General features: G+C 41.3%; 24 protein-coding genes and 1 pseudogene. 17 read left to right on the plus strand and 8 right to left on the minus strand.

The window, feature by feature from the left end:
• Nucleotides 1-2: 2 nt before the first annotated feature.
• From gatB to ACJ9PY_RS02340, 7 genes are all read left to right on the plus strand, one after another.
• Entirely contained in the window at nt 3-1,430 is a 1,428-nt protein-coding gene (gatB, locus tag ACJ9PY_RS02310; RefSeq protein WP_034306078.1) for an Asp-tRNA(Asn)/Glu-tRNA(Gln) amidotransferase subunit GatB, read from the plus strand.
• Between the two features lie 153 nt (nt 1,431-1,583).
• On the plus strand, nt 1,584-2,126 hold the full coding sequence (locus ACJ9PY_RS02315) for an RNA polymerase sigma factor (RefSeq protein WP_235568396.1): 543 nt from the start codon (nt 1,584-1,586) through the stop codon (nt 2,124-2,126).
• Entirely contained in the window at nt 2,123-2,590 is a 468-nt protein-coding gene (locus tag ACJ9PY_RS02320) for a hypothetical protein (protein ID WP_411739418.1), read from the plus strand. The genes ACJ9PY_RS02315 and ACJ9PY_RS02320 overlap by 4 nt, the downstream gene beginning before the upstream one ends.
• On the plus strand, nt 2,583-3,653 hold the full coding sequence (locus ACJ9PY_RS02325; protein WP_411739419.1) for a hypothetical protein: 1,071 nt from the start codon (nt 2,583-2,585) through the stop codon (nt 3,651-3,653). The genes ACJ9PY_RS02320 and ACJ9PY_RS02325 overlap by 8 nt, the downstream gene beginning before the upstream one ends.
• On the plus strand, nt 3,650-4,576 hold the full coding sequence (locus tag ACJ9PY_RS02330) for a hypothetical protein (RefSeq protein ID WP_057278499.1): 927 nt from the start codon (nt 3,650-3,652) through the stop codon (nt 4,574-4,576). The genes ACJ9PY_RS02325 and ACJ9PY_RS02330 overlap by 4 nt, the downstream gene beginning before the upstream one ends.
• 181 nt (nt 4,577-4,757) lie before the next feature.
• The gene (locus ACJ9PY_RS02335) at nt 4,758-5,672 is read left to right on the plus strand and encodes a diacylglycerol kinase (protein WP_034306067.1); all 915 of its coding nucleotides are present in this window, start codon (nt 4,758-4,760) and stop codon (nt 5,670-5,672) included.
• A gap of 61 nt (nt 5,673-5,733) precedes the next feature.
• On the plus strand, nt 5,734-6,309 hold the full coding sequence (locus ACJ9PY_RS02340) for a GNAT family N-acetyltransferase (RefSeq protein ID WP_063577517.1): 576 nt from the start codon (nt 5,734-5,736) through the stop codon (nt 6,307-6,309).
• A 44-nt stretch (nt 6,310-6,353) separates the two neighbouring features.
• On the opposite strand, the gene ACJ9PY_RS02345 is transcribed toward ACJ9PY_RS02340, so the two are convergent.
• Complete coding sequence (locus ACJ9PY_RS02345; RefSeq protein WP_034306063.1) at nt 6,354-6,572, minus strand: hypothetical protein; 219 nt, start codon at nt 6,570-6,572, stop codon at nt 6,354-6,356.
• A gap of 189 nt (nt 6,573-6,761) precedes the next feature.
• On the opposite strand from ACJ9PY_RS02345, the gene rlmD reads away from it, so the two are divergent.
• Both rlmD and ACJ9PY_RS02355 read left to right on the plus strand, forming a co-directional pair.
• Complete coding sequence (rlmD, locus tag ACJ9PY_RS02350) at nt 6,762-8,132, plus strand: 23S rRNA (uracil(1939)-C(5))-methyltransferase RlmD (RefSeq protein WP_096338814.1); 1,371 nt, start codon at nt 6,762-6,764, stop codon at nt 8,130-8,132.
• 441 nt (nt 8,133-8,573) lie between these two features.
• Nucleotides 8,574-9,122: a YitT family protein gene (locus tag ACJ9PY_RS02355; protein ID WP_235568398.1), complete on the plus strand. Its 549-nt coding sequence runs from the start codon at nt 8,574-8,576 to the stop codon at nt 9,120-9,122.
• A gap of 8 nt (nt 9,123-9,130) precedes the next feature.
• Here ACJ9PY_RS02355 and ACJ9PY_RS02360 read toward each other — a convergent pair whose 3' ends face one another.
• From ACJ9PY_RS02360 to ACJ9PY_RS02375, 4 genes are all read right to left on the minus strand, one after another.
• A complete protein-coding gene (locus ACJ9PY_RS02360; protein ID WP_411739420.1) occupies nt 9,131-9,991 on the minus strand; it encodes a DUF421 domain-containing protein in 861 nt (286 codons plus the stop codon).
• A 24-nt stretch (nt 9,992-10,015) separates the two neighbouring features.
• Nucleotides 10,016-10,222, minus strand: a complete 207-nt coding sequence (locus ACJ9PY_RS02365; RefSeq protein ID WP_057278504.1) for a DUF1657 domain-containing protein — start codon at nt 10,220-10,222, stop codon at nt 10,016-10,018.
• 162 nt (nt 10,223-10,384) lie between these two features.
• Nucleotides 10,385-11,404: a stage V sporulation protein AD gene (gene spoVAD / locus ACJ9PY_RS02370; protein ID WP_063577515.1), complete on the minus strand. Its 1,020-nt coding sequence runs from the start codon at nt 11,402-11,404 to the stop codon at nt 10,385-10,387.
• A gap of 453 nt (nt 11,405-11,857) precedes the next feature.
• The gene (locus ACJ9PY_RS02375) at nt 11,858-12,061 is read right to left on the minus strand and encodes a DUF1657 domain-containing protein (protein ID WP_057278507.1); all 204 of its coding nucleotides are present in this window, start codon (nt 12,059-12,061) and stop codon (nt 11,858-11,860) included.
• A gap of 273 nt (nt 12,062-12,334) precedes the next feature.
• Between ACJ9PY_RS02375 and ACJ9PY_RS02380 the strand changes: the two genes are divergently transcribed.
• The 3 genes from ACJ9PY_RS02380 to ACJ9PY_RS02390 are packed head-to-tail and all read left to right on the plus strand — an operon-like array spanning nt 12,335 to nt 14,286.
• Nucleotides 12,335-12,739, plus strand: a complete 405-nt coding sequence (locus tag ACJ9PY_RS02380; protein WP_411739421.1) for a hypothetical protein — start codon at nt 12,335-12,337, stop codon at nt 12,737-12,739.
• Nucleotides 12,736-14,013, plus strand: a complete 1,278-nt coding sequence (locus ACJ9PY_RS02385; RefSeq protein WP_411739422.1) for an ammonium transporter — start codon at nt 12,736-12,738, stop codon at nt 14,011-14,013. The genes ACJ9PY_RS02380 and ACJ9PY_RS02385 overlap by 4 nt, the downstream gene beginning before the upstream one ends.
• 45 nt (nt 14,014-14,058) lie before the next feature.
• On the plus strand, nt 14,059-14,286 hold the full coding sequence (locus tag ACJ9PY_RS02390; protein ID WP_411739423.1) for a hypothetical protein: 228 nt from the start codon (nt 14,059-14,061) through the stop codon (nt 14,284-14,286).
• 460 nt (nt 14,287-14,746) lie between these two features.
• Here ACJ9PY_RS02390 and ACJ9PY_RS02395 read toward each other — a convergent pair whose 3' ends face one another.
• Nucleotides 14,747-15,079 carry a hypothetical protein gene (locus ACJ9PY_RS02395; protein ID WP_034306570.1) on the minus strand — a complete coding sequence of 111 codons (333 nt, stop codon included), beginning with the start codon at nt 15,077-15,079 and terminating at the stop codon, nt 14,747-14,749.
• Between the two features lie 354 nt (nt 15,080-15,433).
• Between ACJ9PY_RS02395 and ACJ9PY_RS02400 the strand changes: the two genes are divergently transcribed.
• From ACJ9PY_RS02400 to ACJ9PY_RS02420, 5 genes and pseudogenes are all read left to right on the plus strand, one after another.
• Nucleotides 15,434-16,090, plus strand: a complete 657-nt coding sequence (locus ACJ9PY_RS02400) for a 5-bromo-4-chloroindolyl phosphate hydrolysis family protein (RefSeq protein WP_411739424.1) — start codon at nt 15,434-15,436, stop codon at nt 16,088-16,090.
• Complete coding sequence (locus tag ACJ9PY_RS02405; protein ID WP_411739425.1) at nt 16,087-17,259, plus strand: toxic anion resistance protein; 1,173 nt, start codon at nt 16,087-16,089, stop codon at nt 17,257-17,259. Before ACJ9PY_RS02400 ends, ACJ9PY_RS02405 begins: the two co-directional genes overlap by 4 nt.
• A gap of 11 nt (nt 17,260-17,270) precedes the next feature.
• On the plus strand, nt 17,271-17,840 hold the full coding sequence (locus ACJ9PY_RS02410) for a nitroreductase (protein WP_048686185.1): 570 nt from the start codon (nt 17,271-17,273) through the stop codon (nt 17,838-17,840).
• 614 nt (nt 17,841-18,454) lie between these two features.
• Nucleotides 18,455-18,532 (plus strand): annotated as a pseudogene (locus ACJ9PY_RS02415) (SEC-C metal-binding domain-containing protein); the annotation flags it as partial.
• Nucleotides 18,533-18,856: 324 nt separating this feature from the next.
• Nucleotides 18,857-19,852: a S8 family peptidase gene (locus ACJ9PY_RS02420; RefSeq protein ID WP_057278511.1), complete on the plus strand. Its 996-nt coding sequence runs from the start codon at nt 18,857-18,859 to the stop codon at nt 19,850-19,852.
• A 49-nt stretch (nt 19,853-19,901) separates the two neighbouring features.
• Here ACJ9PY_RS02420 and ACJ9PY_RS02425 read toward each other — a convergent pair whose 3' ends face one another.
• Both ACJ9PY_RS02425 and ACJ9PY_RS02430 read right to left on the minus strand, forming a co-directional pair.
• Nucleotides 19,902-20,564, minus strand: a complete 663-nt coding sequence (locus ACJ9PY_RS02425) for a YcnI family protein (RefSeq protein ID WP_411739426.1) — start codon at nt 20,562-20,564, stop codon at nt 19,902-19,904.
• 18 nt (nt 20,565-20,582) lie between these two features.
• Nucleotides 20,583-22,217 (minus strand): copper resistance CopC/CopD family protein, encoded by a 1,635-nt coding sequence (locus ACJ9PY_RS02430; protein WP_411739427.1) that lies wholly within the window; start codon nt 22,215-22,217, stop codon nt 20,583-20,585.
• Between the last annotated feature and the right edge of the window lie 191 nt (nt 22,218-22,408).

Below are 22,408 nucleotides of genomic sequence, written 5' to 3' on the forward strand. Positions count from 1 at the left end.
TAATGGACTTTGAAACGGTGATTGGTCTAGAAGTACACGTAGAATTAAAAACGGATTCTAAAATTTTCTCAGCGAGCCCAAATCATTTTGGTGCCGCTCCAAATAGTAACACGACTGTAATTGACCTAGGCTACCCAGGTGTATTGCCTGTCGTCAATAAAAAGGCTGTTGATTTTGCAATGAAGGCTGCAATTGCCCTGAATTGCGAAGTGGCGGAAGTTACGAAATTCGACCGGAAAAACTATTTTTACCCGGACAATCCTAAAGCATACCAAATTTCACAGTTCGATCAACCGATCGGTGAACATGGTTGGATTGAAATCGAAGTGGGCGGCAAGAAAAAGAAAATTGGCATTACCCGCATTCATATGGAAGAGGATGCTGGAAAGCTGACACATAAAGGGAACTATTCGCTTTGCGATTATAACCGCCAAGGTACGCCTCTTGTTGAAATCGTATCCGAACCGGATATCACTTCCCCGGAAGAAGCGTATGCTTATTTGGAAAAGCTGAAATCCATCATTCAATACACGGGCGTTTCCGATTGTAAAATGGAAGAAGGCTCACTCCGTTGTGATGCTAACATTTCCTTGAAACCTGTTGGTCAAAAGGAGTTCGGTACGAAAACCGAATTGAAAAACTTGAATTCATTCAACTTCGTTCGCAAAGGGTTGGAGCATGAAGAAATCCGCCAAGCGGAAATCTTGAATGAAGGCGGCATAATCGAACAGGAAACTCGCCGGTTCGACGAAGCTACAGGCAGAACCGTACTAATGCGAATTAAGGAAGGCTCCGATGATTACCGTTATTTCCCGGAACCGGACTTATTGACGATCCATATTGATGAAGAATGGAAAGCTCGTATCGCTGCCGAAATTCCGGAACTTCCGGATGCCCGGAAAAAACGCTATGTCGAAGAATTTGGCTTACCTGAATATGATGCAGCCGTTTTAACGGTAACGAAAGAAAGTGCGGATTTCTTTGAAGCGACAGTTGCTTCAGGTGCCGATGCAAAACTAGCATCTAACTGGATCATGGGTGAGGTTTCCGCTTTCTTGAATGCAGAAGGCAAAGAGCTGCATGATGTCAAATTGACTGCTGAATCATTGGCTGGAATGATCAAGCTGATTGAAGATGGCACGATTTCGTCTAAAATCGCTAAAAAGGTTTTCAAAGAATTGATTGAAAACGGCGGGGATGCTGAAACGATCGTCAAGGAGAAGGGACTAGTCCAAATTTCCGACGAAGGCGCATTGCGTACAGCCGTTGAAGAAGCATTGAATAATAACCCGCAATCCATTGAAGATTTTAAAGCCGGTAAACAAAAGGCAATCGGCTTCCTTGTCGGGCAGATTATGAAAGCGACAAAAGGACAAGCCAATCCACAACTTGTTAATAAAATTTTGGTGGAAGAAATCAATAAACGTTAATGTTGACCGTATCACTTTTAAAGTGGTACGGTTTTCTCTTGACTAAGGCTGAGAAAAATAATAAGCGGAAAAATAATTTTGAGTTATCTGTAGGGGTAACTCCTTTTTGTGTCGTCTATTACATGAATGTTTATCAGGAAAGGGGGAAGAGAAGTGTCCGATGAGTTAGTTGAGAAGGTAAGGGCTGGGAATGATCATGCATTCCGAATGTTGATTGAAAATTATAAACAGACGATTTATAGAACCGTCTATTCCGTCTTGCGGAATCAAAAGGATGCAGAAGATGTTACCCAGGAAGTCTTTATCAAAATCTACACTTCTCTTCCTCAATATAAGAACCAAGGCTTCAAAACTTGGATTACCCGAATTGCCGTCAATCATGCAATCGATCTAAAGAGAAAGAGGGAACGCCAAAAGGAAGAATTACAGGACGAACATTCATCGGAAGTTAATTTGGGCTTAACGGATGATGTCGAGGCAGTATTTTTTCGGAATGAAAGGCGAAAGCAAGTATTACGGAAGCTGAATGACCTTCCAGAGGGATATCGAGACGTTGTATATGGCTATTACATAAAGGAAAAGACATTCAAGCAAATTGCAGAGGAACAGCAGATTCAAGTGAAATCTGTGGAAGTAAAGCTATACCGGGCAAGAAATTGGATGAGAAAACATTGGAAAGAGGAGGATTTTTCATGAATCATGTTTCAGAGGCACAATGGGTTGCATATTTGGCAGATGAAATACCAGAGGCTTTAAAAATTGAATATGAAAATCATCTATACTCCTGTGACAAGTGTTTGTCCGTCTATATGGAAGCGATGGAAAAAGAAGAAACAAGTCTTGACCTTGAAGGATTTGATATTGCAGGTCCAGTCATGGACTCTATTAGCCGATTGAAAGGCGGCTCTGTTGAAGAGTCTTGGCCACACCGAAAAGAGAAGTCACTTCGGACAATCACAAGACATTACCTGATTGCGGCCGGATTTACGATTTTATTAATGGCAGGCGGGGTATTTCAATCATTGACAGAATACGTGGATTCTGTGGAATCAAGCAGTGAAAAGAAAACGCAGTCCTTGACCGAGGACTTTATTGATAAAACATTTACTTGGATGGATACAATCGAAAAGAAAAATAAGGAGGGGTTTAGAAATGAATAAAAGTCCGGTATTAGCTTTTTTATTATCCTTTCTGCCAGGTTTCGGACATTTTTACCTAGGAAGGCAATATAAAGGGCTATTTTATTTTCTTGCCACAGCTGGATTGGGGCTTGGAGGTCTTTTTCTTTCGTTAATCAGTCAATCGGATGCGTTTCTGGCATTTTCCGTTATTGGAATGGTGTTTTATTTCATCAGTATATTTGATTTGGTGGTCATCTCACTGAGGAATCCTAAAAGTGAAGAGGATGTGGAGGGAATGGCAAATCCGCCGGAAGCGGAAAGGTTTTATGTAATCATCCTTTCATTCGTTCCTGGGTTAGGGCATTTTCAGCTAGGCCTCATGAACCGTGGGCTCATTTTTCTCATCAGCTTTTTAGGCTTTGGCATCATGGTGATATTCATCAGTGTGATGACACAAATGGAAGGCCTGTTAATATTCATGGCACTATTGCCTGTTATCTGGATTTACAGCTTTTTTGATTCTATTCAACAGCTGAATAAAAAGCAAAGAGGTGAGGAGCTTATCGATCGGACCGTTTTGGAAGATTTCGAGGAGAGACGGGAATCCGGGAAGAAGAGTAAAGCGGTCGCGACTTTATTCGCTATTTTCCCTGGTGCAGGTCACTTATATTTGGGGCTGCAAAAACGCGGGATACAATTGATGGCCGGCTTTTTATTCGCCATTTACATACTGGATTTACTCCGGTTGGGTTTCTTCTTCTTCCTTATTCCGATTATCTGGTTTTATAGTTTTTTTGATGGATTGCAAAAAGCTTCGAAAATGGAAGAGGGTCCAGTAGAAGATACGCCCATCATTTCGGGAATGGTCAATCATCAAAAATGGTTAGGATTGGGTCTGGTGGGAATTGGAATCTATTTCTTGGCCAGTAATATGATCGTCCCGGCCATCGCTCCCCATTTAGATGAATGGATTGGAAGCAACTTGGAATATTGGTTTAGGGATTATTTTCAAAAAGGCCTTGTATGCATCCTTCTAATAGGCGGAGGAATCAAATTGCTGTCGGGTAGTAAAAAAGGGAGCTTCAAGGAGGAGAGTAAATGAGAACATGGAGAGTCGGAACGATTTCAATGGGGATCTCCCTGGTTGGTTTGGGTTTAGTTTTACTCGTTTCCCAAATTTCGGATATGAATTTGACGACGATTCTGCTATCATGGTGGCCGTTGCTGTTCATGATCTTGGGTACAGAGATTCTCTTCTATATTTATTTTTCCAGAAAAGAAAGTTCTTTTGTAAAATATGATATTCTTAGCATTCTTTTCGTTGGATTGCTTGGAACGACGGGAATAGTTTTAATTCTGCTTACATCCAGCGGATTGTTGGATCAAGTTAGGGCTGCCGTTAATAGTGAAGAGAAAACGGTCAATTTGCCTGGTTTCAATCAAAAGGCAGGAAAGGGCATACAGAGAGTTGTTCTGGACACTGGTTCATACCCATTGACAATTGAAAGTGGTAAGGACGAAGAAGTTTCCGTTTTTGGAACATATGGTGAGCGGGTAATGGAAGATGATGATTCATTGTTGAACAATGCGGAAGATTATTTACTTGTTGAAAGAAATGGTGATACTCTTTATATTAGCTTCAAGGATTTACCGAGTCAAAATGGACTTTTGGACAGTGGTACAAGGAATCTTAAGGCAACCCTTATAATCCCTGCTGAGTTGGCAGTGGAGATAGACGGTCAAAGTACCGATCTTGTCTTGAAGCCTAGAAAGCTCTTGAATGACTGGAGTGTAAAGGACAGCGGAAATCTAAGTGTAGTCCTTCAGGATAATAGTGATATCAAGATAGATGCTAGAGGGGTAGAGGAACTTGAAGGCCCCGAGAGTGGCTGGAAGATGACTGAAGTGAAAAAAGGAACAAGTGATGAAGGCATTGTAAAAAAGAATGGGATATTCAATAATGGTGATGGGAAACATACTTTAACGGTTACCGATACATTTAACGTGAACGTTCAATATCCATGATTGAAATCATTTACTAGAATAAAATTGTAAAAAGCATTATAATTTTCCCTGATAAGATTTCTAGTAAAATGTAAAAGATATGGACCGAAATACGGTCCTCTTTTTTTTCGAATATTGCTTTTCATGTAATGAAGGATTAAGATGTAAATTATGGAATCAATATGTATAAGGATGATGGGAAATGAAAAGAGCAAGGTTGATTTACAACCCGACTTCGGGCCGGGAAGCCATTAAGAAGAGCCTGCCAGGTGTGCTAGCGAAGCTTGAAGAAGCTGGTTATGAAGCTTCTGCACATGCGACGACCGGTGCTGGGGATGCGACGAAAGCGGCAAAGATAGCGATTGAACGCGGCTATGAGGTAGTTATTGCAGCAGGGGGCGACGGTACGATTTATGAGGTTGTTAATGGACTGGCCACTGCAGAGAAACGTCCGAAACTAGGAATCATCCCGACGGGAACGACCAATGATTTCGCCCGGGCGCTGCATTTACCGAAGTCGATCGAAGGGGCAGCCGAAATTATTGCCGGCGGGCATACGATGCCGATCGATATCGGGAAAATGAACGATAAGTATTTTATCAATATTGCTGGCGGGGGCAGATTGACCGAATTGACCTACGACGTGCCGATCAAGCTGAAAACGATGCTCGGTCAGCTAGCGTACTATATTAAAGGAATTGAAATGCTTCCTTCAATTAAGCCGACGGAAGTTTCTATTGAATATGATGGAAAGCTTTTTGAAGGGGAGATCATGCTTTTCTTGGTGGCTAACACGAATTCGGTCGGGGGCTTCGAGAAACTGGCCCCTGACGCCTCTTTGAATGATGGTATGTTCACGTTGCTTATTTTAAAAAAGGCAAACCTGGCTGATATTGTCCGTGTCGCAACATTGGCAATGCGCGGTGAGCATATCCATGATAAAAATGTCATTTATGAAAAAGCCAATCGAATTAAAGTACAGGCCAAAAAGGATATGATGCTTAATTTGGATGGGGAATTTGGCGGGATGGCCCCAGCTGAATTCGTCAATCAGTACCGCCATTTTGATGTATTCATCCCGCAAGGACTACTGCCGGATGATCCGGCAAATAAATAAGGTGAAAAGGCCACTGAATCTGGTGGCCTTTTCAGTTTAATGAAGCAAGGAGAATTGCAACATGTATATCAGGAAAGCGACACCGGAGGATGCGGACAAGGCAGCCATATTGACCCGGTTAGCGATTAAGGAAATTGCAGAGGTTTTGACAGGTGAAACGGAAGAAGAAAGAATACTTTCCGTTCTTGCCGACTTGTTCAGGAAAAGTGGGAATCGGGTCAGCTATGAAAATACGCTTGTCAGTGAACATGATGGACAAGTATCTGGATTGATCATTGCTTACCATGGCAAGGATGCCGAAAGCTTGGATGAACCGATAGTGAAACAATTAAGGATGAAAATGAAAGACCCAAGCGTTACGCTCGATAAGGAAGCGGAAATGAGAGACTTTTATTTGGATACCGTGTCCGTCGACCCGAATTTTCAAGGAAGAGGAATTGGCAGTGCACTGATTCAATATGTGGAGGAATACGCTAAAAATAAGGGGTATCCAAGAATTTCTTTAGTCGTTGAAAATGAAAATGTAGCAGCGAATCGTCTCTATGGCAGATTAGGATATATAGAAATGAAAACCATTTCGATTAGCGGCCATGAATTTCGCTATATGGTAAAGGAAATAGAAGAACCTCCTGTTTAACAGGGGGTCCTTTTTAGTTCTTTGAAGTTTGGCATTGTATGCGATTACATTTGCTGCCCATTCATGGCTGCCCAATCAGCGTAAGCTCCGGTGCCATTACAGCCGGGACAGTCGTGTATATCGGAAAAATGATATTCCGTAGGTACGAAGGAGCTGTATCCACGTCCGTAACAATCCGGACAGAGGCCTTTTTCCTCCATACTCGCTCGATGTTTTTCTATCCTTGTAGCATTCCAGGCCGATATAGAGTTAAATAAACCCATTTCCTCACCTCTTTTGTTTTTCCTTATTTTTCTTTTTTTATTGAACTTTTATTCATGGAACTATGAAAAATTCGTAATTCCTTCCACTATATTTTTATGAAAACCAGGGTAAATTGGTGAGTGGTTTTGTGGCAAGGCCTCTATTGTGGTAAAATACAGGCTAGCATAAAAAAGAAAAGAGAAGATGATATGAAAAAAACAGCACCAGTTGCTAAAAATGATATAGTAGAGGTTTTATTTGAAGATTTAACACATGAAGGAGCTGGCGTCGCTAAAGTCGATGGCTACCCGATCTTTGTTCAGGGCGCCCTTCCAGGTGAAAAAGCAAAAATCAAAGTAATGAAGGCTAATAAGGGTTATGGCTTCGGACGCTTGATGGAGATTATCGAAAACAGTCCATACCGGGTTGAGGTCACGACTGAAGACTACCATAAGTACGGTGGTTGTCAGCTGCAGCATATGAGCTATGAAGGACAGTTGGAATTCAAGGAAAAGCAAGTACGTGAAGTGATGACACGCATTGGGAAACTTGAGGATGTGAAGGTTCACCCGATCATCGGGATGGAGAATCCAACCCATTATCGCAATAAAGCGCAAGTGCCTGTTGGTGAAAAGGATGGCAAGCTAATAGCAGGGTTCTTCAAACCGCGGACACATGAAATCGTTGAAACGAAAGAAAGCATTATCCAAAATGAAGTGATTAATGAAGCCGTTCAAGTCGTTAAAGAGATTTTCAGTAAACTTGGTATCCCCGCTTACAATGAAGAGGCACATAAAGGTGTATTGCGGCACATCATGGCCCGTTATGGCAAGCAAACAGGGGAATTAATGATTGTTCTTGTTACTAGAACGAAAAGTATCCCTTTCATCGAAACCATCGTGAAGGAAATCGTTGAACGTCTTCCACAAGTTAAATCCATCGTTCAAAACGTGAATTCCAAGAAAACGAATGTTATCTTAGGTGATAAAATGACTGTGCTATGGGGCGACGAAGTGATCCATGATATGATCGGTGATGTGAAATTTGCGATATCAGCAAAATCCTTCTACCAAATCAATCCAGATCAAACGAAAGTCCTTTATGATAAAGCTCTTGACTATGCAGGGCTGACTGGTGAAGAAACGGTGATAGATGCCTATTGCGGCATTGGGACCATCTCATTATTTTTAGCTAAAAAAGCGAAAAAAGTAATCGGTGTCGAAGTGGTCGAAGAAGCGATCGAAGACGCACGGCGCAACGCTGAATTGAATGAAATCTCAAATGCAGAATTCATGGTCGGCGATGCAGGTAACGTTATTGCTGAATGGTATCAAAAGGGCAATACTGCTGATGTCATCGTGGTGGATCCGCCACGCAAAGGTTGTGAAGAATCCCTTCTGAATACGATCATCGAGATGAAGCCTAATAAAGTCGTATACGTATCATGCAACCCAGGCACTCTAGCGCGTGATCTTCATATCTTGGAAGAAGGCGGATATAAAGCAGTTGATATCCAGCCTGTCGATATGTTCCCAATGACTACACATGTTGAAAATGTAGTGTTATTAGAGTTGAAATGATTGAATGCGGGCCCGGTCTAATTGACTGGGCCCGCATTTTTTATGTTTGTACAATATTGACTTCCGATCCACACACTCGCTCTCTGCGGGCGGTCGTCCCTCGGCATGCGCCTGAGGGAGGGGTTTCACTAGGCGCGCTTTTCCCGCAGGAGTCTCTCCAAATAACTTAGTTACAACAGTTAGAAAGGAGACCATGCCTAGGGCTGCTTTGGGTCAGGTTGTTTCGGGAGAATATTTGAAGAAAGATAGGTTCCCGAACCTCTTTGTCAACAAACTGTTGGTCCCGGTCTAAATGACCGGGACCTTTTTCACGTAGTTAAATTGAAGAAAAGGGAGGGGGATTTTTTTTTTGAATGATTATTCTTGACGCTCTGACTTGGACATATATTAAGAAATATATGGATTGGGAGGCAAGGTGATTTTATTAATTTTCAAAAAGCGGTGGCTGTCATTGTTGGTAGCTTTTTGGTGGGCATTGGAATAAATGGATTTTTGGTTCCTCATCATTTAATAGATGGCGGCGTAATTGGGATTGCACTCATCCTTCATTATTTCTTTAGTTTTCAAACGGGACTATCCATGTTGGTCCTTAGCATTCCTATATTTTTATATGCCTGGTATTATGAACGCCCTTTTTTCTATAGCAGCGTTCACGGATTGCTTTTGACATCCCTTTTTATGGATTGGCTTAATCCATTGAAAAAGGTTTTTTCCATTTCAATACTGGCAAGCTCCTTGATTGGCGGTGTCATCATAGGGATGGGCATAGGACTCATGCTTCGATATGAGACAAGCAGCGGGGGGACGGATATGCTAGCCAAAATCATCTCAAAATCCACCTCCATGGATATTGCTTTGGCGATTATCGTCATAGATACATTAATCATTTCAGCTGCAGCATTCACCTTAGGTATCGAAATTTTTCTTTTTTCATGTGTGACGATCGTGATCATTGGACTGGTCACATCGCTTATGAAAGTGAGGGAATGAATATATAATCAGTTCCTTAAGATATGGATTACGTTATCTATCGCCTTTTGCAGCTTCTCGCTATTTTTGCCAAACATCTCTTTAGCTTCTTTTGATTCAGTTCCAAGTGCAAATAACTCCAAGTCCGCTTGGCATTTCTTCAAGGTCGCGAGCAAAAGAGGTTTTTCTTGAGGAGAAGGAACTTTAAGTTTATCATCAAAAAGGTCCACAGTTAATTCTCCATTAGAATTGGCCTGACCAAGAAATACATTATCGAGGATTACCCCCACCTTTTCCAGTTCAGTAAGAAGCCAATTTCGGTTCAGACCAATCGTGGAAAGTGGTTCATCAAGTATACGGCCATCCATGATGATGGTTTGTGGCTCCTTTACTGCAGCCACTGGCATGTTAAGGTCCTTAGGTGTTACAGGTTGATTTTGCTTCTTTAACATTACGGAAAAATCCCCATTGGCTTCCAATAAGGCAAACTCAACTTCAGAAATATCAAAGACATCCTTTTTTCGGAGCAATCCCAGCAATTCATCGATGGTATATTTCTCTTTTTTTAAATTATCTTCCATGACTTTCCCATCTTTGATGAAAACCGATGCTTTTCCTTCCACAAGATCACGGAATGTTTTACTTTTTAAGGATATTAATCCTGCAATGAAAGGTGCTATGGCAAAAACAAGAATGGACAGGACGCCATGTATAATATTGCCCTCCACTTTTGTAGCTAATTCTGCCCCAACATTACCGATGGTTATGCCCGTTACATATTCAAAAAAGGAGAGCTGGGACAATTGTTTTTTTCCTAACACTTTAGTGATTAAAAAAAGAACAATTAAAAAGAAAAATGAACGCAAAACAATTTCTAACCAACCCGGCATTACCAAACACCTCCTGCTTGATCATTAAAAACCTTTATATTGTGGTTCTTCCCGTTCTAACTCGCCCACGCGCTTCTGTACATCCTTCCTAACTTCATTAACCACCAGCATCGTTTCATGCAAAATCCGTTTAGATTCATCATCTTGAGTCCTGAGTGCTAAGCTGGATAAGCCTGCTTCAATTCCTTTTAGGCTGGAGACACATTGTTTGACATTGGAAGCTATCGTCATGCAGCAACCTCCTTATCTTTTTAGGTCTATAATAATGACTCGGAACCATGAGCAGCTGTTATCCAGGCACTGGTTGCTTCCAGCATGCCAGCGGCAACAACCGATCAATCGATTCTTTTTCACATCTGCTAACGCTACAGGTGTCTGTTCAAACATCAACCCTTAGTTTTGTGCTTCTCCGTCATATTCAATCGATACGGCATGGGCGATGCATGGAATCGTCTCACTTTGTTGAAAGGATAGGGGAGATAGCAAGGCACCGGTAGCCACGACGAGCAATCGTTTAATTTCCCCTTTTTTCATGCGATTTAATAAATGACCATAAACGACGGTTGCGGAACATCCAGGGCCACTTGCCCCGGCCAGGACCGGTTGACCATCCCTGTATATCATTAAACCGCAATCTTTATATTGCTCTTCTTTAATCGGCGTGCCATGTTTTTTAAATATTGCCAAAGAAACTTCATGTCCAATCTTTCCTAAATCCCCAGTCACTATCAAATCATAATAGGATGGGTCGAGGTTTCTTTCTCTGAGATGTGCTTCAATCGTATCTACAGCGGCCGGAGCCATGGCACCTCCCATATTGAAAGGATCGGTCAATCCCATGTCGATGACACGGCCTATCGTAGCTGAAGTGACCCTTGGGCCTTCCCCGGCACTGCTTAATAAAGCCACTCCTGCCCCCGTAACGGTCCATTGGGCTGTCGGAGGTTTTTGCCCTCCGTATTCAGTTGGATAGCGAAATTGCTTTTCCACTGCAGCGTTATGGCTTGATGCTCCTGTCAATAAGTACTCTGCCCCTTTTGTGTTGACAAGGTATGCACCAAGAGCCAGTCCCTCCATGGAGGTGGAGCAGGCGCCAAATAAGCCGAGATAAGGTGTTCCTAGTGTTCGACAGGCAAAACTGGTAGGGGTTATTTGATTGATTAGGTCGCCTCCTAGGAAAAATTGTATCTGTTCCTTTTGAAGACCCGCCTTCTCGATTGCTTTTGTACTCGCTTCCTCCAATAAGACTTTATGTGCTTTTTCATAGGTATCTTGATTGATCCATAAATCGGAATGGAGAAGATCGAAATCATCCGCAAGCAAACCGTCTGCTTCAAATGGACCGCCAACGGTTCCAGTGGAGACGATGACAGGCTTTTGATCAAACACCCATGTGCGATGCCCCGTAAGCATTATTAAACCACCCCATTGTATGAGTATTGTCAGTAAGATTAAACAAAGGAATAACATAAAAATCCTTCAGCCAATTTGAATATAGTACAGCCACGAAACCTTTGGCCCGGAGTTCAATGGCTGCAGTATCACTGCAACCTGAAAGTAACAAAGCGGCCAATTCGGTCAAACAAAATCCGGAGATAAAGCAGTCAGCTTTTACTTTTTATCATTTAACATCCTTGTATCACATCATTCGGCGTTAAAAGTCTTTCTGAAGTCCAGGACAATCGTAATTCTCAAAACGATCTTCTACGATGATTCTGAAGTAAAGAATTACAGCTCTTTCATCCGCAGTTCAAGTCAGGTATGTAACCCTTTGGTAGTTTGTGATTGGCTTAAAGATTTTGTTCTTGGTTATGGAAAGATATAAAAAAGGCTGGTTGCTTTAACCAACCTTTTTTATATGGATGATCATTGTTTATATTGAGGTTCCTCGTTTTGAATCTCTTCTATGCGAGGAGTGATGCTGTCGACAATCGTTTGTGTTTGTTGGGCAGCTTGTTGGTACAATTGTTTGGCTTGCTCATTATCTGTTGAAAGGGCGAAAGTTTCAAAGCTCGCTTGAGCGCTTTTTAACCCTGCTATAGTTGTTTTGACATCGTTTATAACTGTCATATATGAACCCCCTAGTTTTTAACTGCCTTATTAGAGTGAGGAAAAATTGAATATACATACCTTCTAAATATATCCATGATTGAAATCACTTAGCTTCTTCCATTAATCAAACGTTTGATTAATGGAAAGGAAACAGGCAGAATTCATTGTTTTAATCCTCCTTTTTCGTTGTGCGACTCGTTTTTATTGTTTAATCATTGACCGAATTCAGAATTTTAAATATAATTGTAGAAAACATAACGTTGTTACGTGAGGTGATATGACATTTATATTATGGACGATTTATATAGTAGGGTTGTTATTGAAATTTCATCTGAAGAAGTGATGAAAGGACTGCTATTCCACAAAAGCAAACAGGAGTCGGAAATTGAATCGATCAAAGGTAAAATTCATAAATATGAGCAAAAACGACGAGCTGAGGAAGCTTGGTATCAATCACTGTCACCATTTAAACGTTTTTTTACAGGGCGTGCCCCAAGTCATCACCAGGCGGTTGAACATTTGGTGAATGTGAAAGATAGATATAAACAAATCGAGAGAATAAAACAGCGGGTCGCTTTTTTAGATGAGGTGATCGGTTTACTTGAGGCTGAACCAGAAAAAAGGGAAATGAATTTGCCATCAGACATCATTAAAGAAATAATGGCCTGGCAGAAAGCGGAGGGAACGACGAGATGACTCTAGAAACGTTAAACGCAGGCTTGGATACGATTTGGGTGGTTCTTACAGCAGCCATGATACTATTGATGGAGGGCGGGTTTGCCTTATTGGAGGCAGGGTTCGTCCGTACGAAAAATAATGTGAACATCATCATGAAGGTTTTTACCGATATTACGATCGGAACGCTTTGCTATTTCGTCGTTGGTTTTGGCTTAATGTATGGAAAGGATGTATTTGGAATCATCGGGGCAAGTGGCTTTCTGCTGAAAGGTGATTTGTCGCACATCGACCTTACGATTTCCATGGATGCATATTGGTTATTTCAAGGGGCATTCGTCATCGCCGTCATTTCCATCGTTTCGGGAGCAGTTGCGGAAAGGATCAATTTTCGGGCGTATCTTATTTTTGTCGTAATGATGACAGCATTCATCTATCCGATTGCCGGTCACTGGGTATGGGGTGGCGGATGGTTAAGTAGGATGGGCATGCAGGACTTCGCAGGGTCTGCTGTCATTCATGCACTAGGCGGTTTTTCAGCACTTGCGGCTGCCATTGTTATCGGGCCGAGAGCAGGTAAATTCACTTCAAGGGGGACCAGCTCCATTTCGCTGCCGAGTAATCTCCCCTTGGCATCTGTCGGAGCATTCCTTTTATGGTTTGGCTGGTTTGGATTTAATGCAGGAAGCACCTTGCAAGCTACAGATGTCCGAATTGGACATATTGCCATTGTCACGATGCTCTCAGCTGCATCAGGGGGAGCGGTTACCCTGCTTTATACACTGTTTAGATATGGACGCTCGGATGCACCTTCCGTCATCAATGGCTCACTTGCTGGTCTTGTCGGGATTACGGCTGGATGTGCATTCGTTAGTGATCTGGCGGCGTTGCTGATTGGAGCAGTTTCTGGAATGTTGATGTTAGCTGCGACAAATTGGTTGGAAGTCCGGAAAATCGATGATCCGGTCGGTGCCTTTCCTGTTCATGCGGCATCAGGAATGTGGGGGACGCTAGCGGTAGGGCTTTTCTCCACTGAAAACGGATTGTTTGCCGGCGGAGGATGGCATTTGCTCGGAGTTCAAATATTAGGATTAGTGGTGTTATGCATCTGGGGCTTTTCAGTGACTTGGCTTGTTTTTAAAGTTATAAAGGTTTGGCTGCCGATAAGATCGACTGAAGAAGAAGAAGAACTTGGGTTGGATATCAGTTATCATGGCATCATGGCCACACATACCTCGCCGGAATTCATCAAGGTAGAGGAATACTATAAGCAGGATGAAGAATTGACAAGATAATGTCTATAATACAATGGTAAAATCAAGTAAGAGGTGAATTTTTAAATGGGTGTATGCAATCTTAATCATTCGCAGCAAGATGTCAGGCTAAAATTTGAGAGCCAAAAGGCATTTTTACCAACACAATTGAGTCAAACATTAGATCGATATCTTGAAAAAGGGAATTCGCAGGAAACATTGAATGAACTTTTTCATCTATTGAAGAAGTATGACTTGTCTACCCAGGAGGAACAGGAATCTAGAAACGAAAAGTTGAAACGGTTCATGTTGTAAATTAGAAAGAGCAGGAGTGTAAATAAGACTCCTGCTCTTTTATTTTCTTGGCTCTTTTCGTAAAGGTTGTTGTTTTTAAAACGAAACTATCTAAGGTTGATTGGAGCGGAAAGCGAGCATCTGGAGGGGAAATCAACCACACCTCACTACTTGGTAAATAGCAACAAAGTATGTGAAAACAGCCATTTTCTTATAAATAACTTGATGAATTCCGCGGGAATATGGCAGATTCCTATTTTTTATTCTGCAGATCAGTATTGTGTAACTACTTTTTTAAAGCAAGTAGCAGGATTCATATTTAAGGCGGCGAAAACAATTGTGTATATGACAAATAGTGAAAATCGTAAAGCTATGTAACCCTGGACAAGGGTTTGTTGAACCTTTAAAGATTAATCAATCGTTTGATTAAATCTCAAAGCAAAAAGCGGGAGCTCACAATGAGCTCCTGCTATTTCCTTCATTAAAAACCATCATCTGTTGCGGTGAAGGGGATGTTAAGGTTTCTTTCCACGGCCCGAAGTCTTTGATTCAGTCTGTTTAACCTATTCGTATGTCGCTGGTCCGCTTGACTTAGCCTGGTGATTTCCTGGTTAATGCGGTTCACTTCACGATTTATCCGCGTGATTTCTTGGTTCTGCCGATTGAGTTCCCTCGTTTGACGCTCGTTTTGACGCTCAAGTTCCCGGATTCTTCTTTCAAGTTGTTGAGGCTGCCTTTCAATATCGAATTGGTCTGGCACCTGGCTATATGGATTTTCTTGTACCTGCTGAAAGTTCCAATCTTGCTGTGGCATATAATCAAATCGTTCAGGCTGTTGGAAGTATGGGTTAAAATTTGGTTCAAAGTACTGATGATTTCCGTTTTGTTGTGGATAAGGATAAAATCCGTATGAATTCATGGTCAACTCTCCTTTTTAAAATCAGGATGGATACCCTATAACTTATGTCAGTTCCGGTGAAGTGACTAGGCGTTAGCCCATATGAATGGGAAGAAGAGGGAACTCACAGAAAAAATTTCAATAAATTTGCAGAAACGATCCGGTTCATATATCGTTTAGGGTAGGAGAAATTCTTTTTTTCATCTTGAAACCAATTCCAAGGATAATCCGTATATAAAGAAAAGAGTGTAAGTCAGGAGTGTAATGATAATGAATCGATTTGTTGCTGATTTTGTTCCAATATTGATTGCATTTCCAATGGTTTTGCCGGTTTGGATAATTAGCTATTTCGTATTGAATCAACCGTTTGCCCTGTCCGTTGTCATATCTTTAGCAGGAGGGGTACTTGCATACTGGCTGAGTTCCGTATATTTTTCATCAAGATACCTCAAAAAACATGAATTGACGAGAAAAGAATATCAATATATAAAGAAAAATTTAATTGAAGCAAAACCAAAGATATGGAGGGTGCAAAAAGCACTAATCTCGGTCAGGCATATCTCTTCTTTTAAACAGAGGAAAGAGATGATTAAAATGATCAGGAAAATATACAGTCTGACAAAAAAAGAACCGAAGCGGTTTTATCAAGCGGAACAGTTTTATTACTCGCATCTGGATTCTGCCATGGAGCTTGCGGAGAAATATGTTTTTCTAGCACAGCAGCCAAAAAAGAATAGGGAACTTGAACTTTCCTTAACGGAGACTCGTAAAACTTTAAAGGAACTTACTAATACGATAGAAAAGGATTTATATAAAGTGATTGCCGATGATATCGATGACCTTAACTTCGAATTGGATGTTGCTAAGCAATCCATTAAAACTAGAAAAGAGTCACAAGTAATTGATGAAAGCAGGAGGTTAAAATGAATAACAATGATCCAAACCTGTTGAATAAAACGAATAACGCCAGTTTGATCGATGACCTTTTAGCCAATCCATTTGATGGGGTGCAGGAGCTTGAGAAAGTATCTTCCCAGGAAGCGAAACCGCTTAAACTGATTGATGTCATTCCTGAAGAGAACAGGGCCAAAGCTTATCAGCTTGCCGAACAAATCGACCCAACGAATCATCAGGCAATGATATCCTATGGTACACCCGCCCAATCAAAGCTCCTGACCTTTTCTAATTCCATGCTTGAGCATGTCCAGAAAAAAGATGTGGGTGAAGTGGGGAGCATTATCAATGATTTAATGAAAAAGTTAAACGAACTCAGCCCGGATGAGTTAAAACCGGATAAGCCCTCATTTTTTGCGCGTATGTTCGGGAAGCTCTCGGGATCTGTACAGGAGGTGCTATCCAAGTATCAAAAAACCGGTGCCCAAATCGACCGTATCAGCGTAAAACTCGATCGGAGCAAGAATATCCTGTTATCGGATATCGTAATTCTCGAAAAGCTATATGAAACGAATAAGGAATATTTCCAGGCATTGAATGTCTATATTGCAGCTGGGGAAATCAAGCTCGAAGAAATCCATGAGAAAACGATTCCGGAGCTAAGGAAGTCCGCTGAATCAAGTAATGATCAAATGAAGTTTCAAGAAGTAAATGATATGCTGCAATTTGCTGAACGGTTGGATAAAAGGCTTCATGATTTGAAGTTGAGCCGTGAAATCACGATTCAAAGCGCACCGCAGATCAGGCTGATCCAAAACACAAATCAGGCACTAGTCGAAAAAATCCAATCTTCGATCATGACAGCCATCCCACTTTGGAAAAACCAGGTTGCGATTGCACTGACCCTAATCAGGCAAAGGCATGCTGTAGAAGCCCAAAAACAGGTTTCCAAGACTACAAATGACTTATTATTGAAGAACTCCGAGATGCTGAAAACGAATACCATTGAAACCGCAAAAGAAAATGAGCGCGGACTTGTCGATATCGAAACATTAAAGAAAACTCAAGCTAACTTGATATCCACGCTTGAGGAGACCATGCGGATCCAAGAAGAAGGCAGGCATAAACGCCGTCAAGCTGAACAGGAATTGGCGTCAATGGAAAATGAACTGAAGCAGAAACTATTAGAGATAAAGGGATAAGGGGAGATAACATGGAGACTATCGAGGCTATAAAAACGAGAAGAAGCATTGGAATCGTTAAGCAAGATCCGGTTCCTAAAGAAATGATCGAGCAAATCATTGAAGCCGGAACATATGCACCTAATCATCATCGGACGGAGCCTTGGCGTTTTTTTGTTTTGACAGGGGAAGGAAGAAATAAACTTGGGCAGGTATTCGAAGAAATAACAAGAATCGAAAATGCTGATGATACCCCTGAAAGTTTAATCAGCAAGCTCGAAAGGCAAAAAAAGAATCCATTAAGGGCTCCAGTCATCATCGCGGTGGGCATAGAGCCTAGTGATAAGAATAATGTCCTCGTCGCAGAAGAATATGCGGCTGTGAACAGTGCCATCCAAAATATGCTTCTTGCAGCACATTCTCTAGGTTTGGGAGCAGTATGGAGAACGGGGAAAATAACTTATCATGACAAAGTCCGTGAATTTTTCAATTTATCCTCTAAGGGAGAGGTATTGGCTTTCATATACTTGGGTTATCCTGACATGGAGCCGAAACCTGCTAAGAAAACACCGATTGACGAATTGACCACATGGATCGGATGAGGATTAGGATTAGGGGCTGCATCAGTTTATAGACACTGATGCAGCTTTTTTTATTGGCTTCTTTAATTATACTTTTACTGAAAGGGATTTGACTTTGTCAGGCTTCGTTTCAAGTGACGATTGGTGAATTAGGTTGTACAATACAAAGGAAGAATAAATTTTGATGAATTAGGATGTGTCTATAGATGAGAACGATTGATCCATTTGAGATACTCGATGGAAAAGCGATAAAATATTTGGATGTATTTGGCGTTGAGGATGGCATTGCTTTAAAAAGTAAATACGAAGATAAATCGTATTGGATATATGATTATTATTGCATGCATCAGACTTGTGATTGCCAGGAAGTATACCTTGAATTCGTTGAGGAGCTTAAAGGCAATAAACAGGCGGGACAGCATTTTGGAGTGAGGGTTTCTTTCGGGGATAATCAATTCGTCCTGGAGGATTATAATATTTCGAAGCAAAAGGCGATGGATATCGCGGAAGATACGCTGAAGTACAGTAAAGATGTAATGGAGTTATTTAAACAGCGGTATCAGCAAATGAAGGAAAAAGGCACGCAAATTATCACGGAAAGTGCAAAGGCAGCTAAAATGCCGCATGTTCATGCAGAACCGGTCATTGGCAGAAATGAGCCTTGTCCATGCGGAAGCGGGAAAAAATACAAAAAATGCTGCGGTGCAGCTTAACATCTTGGAAGCTGACTCGATTCGGAGTCGCTTCTTTTTTATTGGAAAAGAGCGTGCTTGGGAAAAAAATGAGAAAAAAGTGTAGCATAAAACGAACATTTGTTCTATAATAAGAGTACCAGATAATAACACAAAAAGAAATAAAAACTAGTTATTTAGACGGAATTTTCCGAAAACTTCTTTTTTATTTTCATAAATCTGGTATATATAAGAGAGAAGAGTTTTTTGATCTCATCTCTTTCAACGGTAGACGGCAACCAGACGGGATGAAAATCCCTACACTGATGGCAGTTTAACTTATTGAACGAAGGAAGGGGTAATCAAATGACAAGAGAAAAAAGATTAATACCTTACAAAGTTCTTGAAGTAATGGAAACGGTGAAAGAGAAGATTCCTGAGGGTGTCGAGCTTGTGAAAGCACCGGCAATTTGGGAAAAAAGCAGTTATGGTGAGGGCGTGGTAGTTGCCGTCATCGATACAGGCATAGACAAGGGACATCCAGACCTCAAGGAAAGAATCATTGGCGGGAAGGATTTTACCAATACCGGGGATTATCAAGATGATAACGGACATGGGACACATGTTAGCGGTACGGTTGTTGCTGCCATTAATAATGCTGGTGTAGTGGGAGTGGCTCCGAAGGCAAGTATATTAGCGTTAAAGGCCCTGAATGGTCAAGGACAAGGCGACATTGATTGGATTAATGGTGCTCTAGAGTATGCCATCAATTGGCGGGGGCCAAATGAAGAAAAGGTTTCGGTTATTTCACTTTCGCTTGGCGGACCTCCCGATGAGACTGAACACAAACTCATTCAAAAGGCCCTTCAGAACGATATCCTTGTTGTTTGTGCAGCTGGAAATAGCGGTGATGGGCGTCATGAAACGGATGAATTGGATTATCCAGGAGCATATCCCGAGGTAGTGGAAGTGGGGGCTGTGGATTTAAGCAGAAATTTAGCGGATTTTTCAAATACAAATGATGAAATTGACTTGGTGGCGCCAGGGGTTGATATTCTCTCTACGTATCCAGGAAATAAATATGCCAGGTTGAGCGGAACTTCAATGGCTACGCCTCATGTAAGCGGTGCGGCAGCTCTCTTGAAAGTGATTGCTGAAAAAGAATTTGAGCGCAATTTAACTGAAGCGGAATTATATGCACAGCTGGTGAAAAGTACGGAAGATCTGGGAATAAGCAAAAAAGCGCAGGGAAATGGACTGCTTAACTTAACGATTACGGAACAAAGAGCTGAAAAATCGATTAAGATTACGATAGAATCAGAAAATCTAAAGTTACCGAGTAAATCGGTGGTCATGGAATAGTAGAGAAAAAAGGTGCCCCAGGAAATTTTTGGGGCACCTTCCATAATGATTATTTTTTATTTTTCCTTAGAGCTGCAAAAAGGGCTACAATGGAAAGAATTAATGATATGACAGCCAGGGTAATGACCAGCGTTTGGTTGCCATCACCTTCTGTTGTTGCTGCATCCTTTGAATTGTCAGGTGTCGTGGAATCATTAATGTCAGCTTCATCTTCGTGACCATGGTCCGCAGGTTCAGCATCAGCCTTGGGTGCAACCGTGATTTCCGTTACAGAATGCGGTAGGTCTGAGCCTTCTTCACCGCTCCATTCAACGATTTCACCATCTTCGTAATATTGAAATGCATCCCAGGCAACTTTCGTTTCTTCTTTAGGATTTTGTGCTACGAAAGAGAATTGCTGGAATTGTCCAGCAGCTATTCCTTTGTCAGTTGCTGCCCAAGTTACCGTTTTTACATGCCCATCTTTGTCACCTTCTGTCGTTACTTTCCATCCCGGTACAGGCTGATAGCTTTCAAAAGTAACCCCTTCAGGTACTTTTAAAGTCACCTTTGTAGTGGCAGTTTCTTTTTCTACGGGTACTTTAATTGTATAAGTTTCCCACGCCTCAGGTGCAGATGAACTTGGCTTGACCGAAACGTGAGCATATGCTGAACCGGAAAAAATGAATAATGCAGCAAATGTAAAAATAAGTAGCTTTGAAATGTTTTTCATTTTTATAAATCCCTCCTATTATGAATTCCCTATGAAAATTATAAAATCAGCATTGATTGAATCCAGGCTTTCAGTCAATCCATGAACATGGATATTCCACTTTCCTGGCATGGTTAATATAGACTTTGATGTAAATGTCCCTGTGTTTTTCTCCTTCATTTGCAGCTTTATTTCACCGCGTGGCGTATCCAATGGCTGCATCGTGATCGTAAGCTGCTCTATTTCAGCAATTGGCTTGCCTTCATTGGATAGATTTACTTGAATCATGTTATCCCCGACTTCATTGGGCGTCACCATTAATGTAACCTCGTTATTTTCATCAGTCCGTAACGTTTTTTCAATGGGGCCCGGAGAAGACATGGCAGTTTGGACATTTGTTAATAAAGCTGCAACGAGAAGGATGACGATTCCTAAACCAAACTCCATTCCCACACTATAACCAAGTTTTTTCGTTTGCTTTTTCCCTCTGAGAAAATGAAAGCCGCCTAAAACGATCATGATTAACATGAGACCGATTTTCGCTAGTAACAATTGGCCATATGTTGTGTTAAACATTGAATGGATAGTTGGCACATGCTGTAAACTGCTATATATTCCGCTAATAATCAGGATGATTACAAACAGAAATGCCCATTTGGAAAACCTTTGAATGATCGACCAGTAAAAGGTTTTCTTATCTTGTTGGACTGCCTGCCGATCTGCAAGCCCAGGCAAAATCACCAATATGGCCATAAGGCCGCCGAGCCATAAAGCCATGGAAAATAAATGAAGGAAATCCATCAAAACGGCCAGAGCCTGATTAGGAACGGCTGCTGTATGTCCGGTGAATGCCTTACAAATCATCAAGCTGGCAATTATGATGAATGAAATGAAAGGTAGTGATTTATTCATTGAGTTCTCGAGCATGAAATAAATTACTAAAAATAGAAGGAGCAATATTAGAATTTCCAAGATCCAGATCGTCCCAAAGTTTGTAGCATTCAATACTTCCTTTATATAACTAACATTAAATGCATCGGTCCAACCTACGCCAGCATCGATCGTAACTCTTAAAGGCAGGCTGCAGAAGATGGAAAATGCTAAACCAGCATATGAAAGCCAAAGGTATAGACGGGTTCTTCTGCTGGCTTCAAAAAGTCGGGAATCCTTCATTAGCGATAATCTGAAAAAAAGGATTCCGGTAAGGGCAGCGAAGCATATGTATTGTAGACTTTGCAGAATAACGTTGATGGAATTCGGAAAACTTTCATTCACTTCGGATTTATTTTGATCTGATAGGCCTGCCGAATCTCCGAATTGAAAGGGGATAGTTCCTTCAATAGGATGGCCATCACTCGAAACCACTCTCCATTTAATATAGTAAATCCCTTCATCGATCGTGCCCTTCCACTTAGCTTCCAGTATTTTTTCACTCTGTTCAGAGATTGTACTGTCTTGAGTTTGAATTTTGTCTCCATCTTGGCTGAATACCTCAAGCGAATGAAAAGCTGGTTGTATATTCTCGCTGAATTGAATGGTGATCTTTTCAGGAAGAGTATCCATCGCTTCATTCGGGCTAGGATTAGAGCTGATTACTGTAGCATGCCCAGAAGCCATTGCCGGGTATAAAAGCAAACTGAATAGGCTGACTATCAGCCATAAATATTTTTTCATCTTGGTGTGCCATCATCCTTTCATCCGATTATGTAAGCCCATTATAAAAGGAAAATGTGAAAAAACAGTGAAAATAATTTAGTTATCTAAAGGCAGTTTAAGAGGTTCGCTAGAAAATGAGAACAATAAGTTTTAGTTTTGCCTTCCATTCCAGTATAGCCATAAATAAGTGGTGGGAATTCCACTTTGAG

It is taken from the genome of Peribacillus sp. S4, from assembly GCF_046715815.1.
GTDB lineage: Bacteria > Bacillota > Bacilli > Bacillales > DSM-1321 > Peribacillus > Peribacillus frigoritolerans.